The organism is Bradyrhizobium sp. NBAIM08, assembly GCF_020193935.1.
Taxonomy (GTDB): Bacteria; Pseudomonadota; Alphaproteobacteria; order Rhizobiales; family Xanthobacteraceae; genus Bradyrhizobium; species Bradyrhizobium yuanmingense.
The window spans coordinates 1-421 of record NZ_JADYVR010000692.1 but is presented as its reverse complement, the minus strand read 5'-3'; the positions used below and the strand labels follow the sequence as shown (position 1 = coordinate 421).

Here is a 421-nt window from a genome sequence, read left to right as displayed (position 1 = left end):
CTTTTACTGGAAGAGGGCAAGCAGGGATGCGACCTCGGCCCGAGCAGTCGCGACCGCCGCGCCATAATTGACAGCGTTGCCAGCGTCATAGGCTGCACGGGCGGCGAGGACGGCTCGGTACGCTTTGCGGTCGATCTCGGCGACGCGGGCAGCATTCTCGCCCCGCACCGCGCCCACAGAGACGGCGGCGCGGATGGCAATGCTGGACGCCTGATAGGCCAGCTCGACCGACAGCGCTGCCTGTTCGTCGAGAACAGTGCGATCGGCGACAGCAGCTGGTGATGGAGGAACTCCGCCGATCCCGTTGAGCATTCCGGCACAGCCCGAAACTGAGAGGCCCACCGCAACAAGTGCGAGCGTGAGCGCGATTCCAAGGCGATTCTTCGGCATAATCGGTCCTTTCCTTAGGTCAGTCGGGCAT

At 64.1% G+C, this 421-nt stretch carries 1 protein-coding gene; it reads left to right on the top strand.

Translation table 11 applies throughout. The features are described from left to right. The coding region (locus I6F37_RS41595; protein WP_225154612.1) for a hypothetical protein at positions 1 to 282 on the top strand (282 nt) is incomplete at its 5' end. Between the last annotated feature and the right edge of the window lie 139 nt (positions 283 to 421).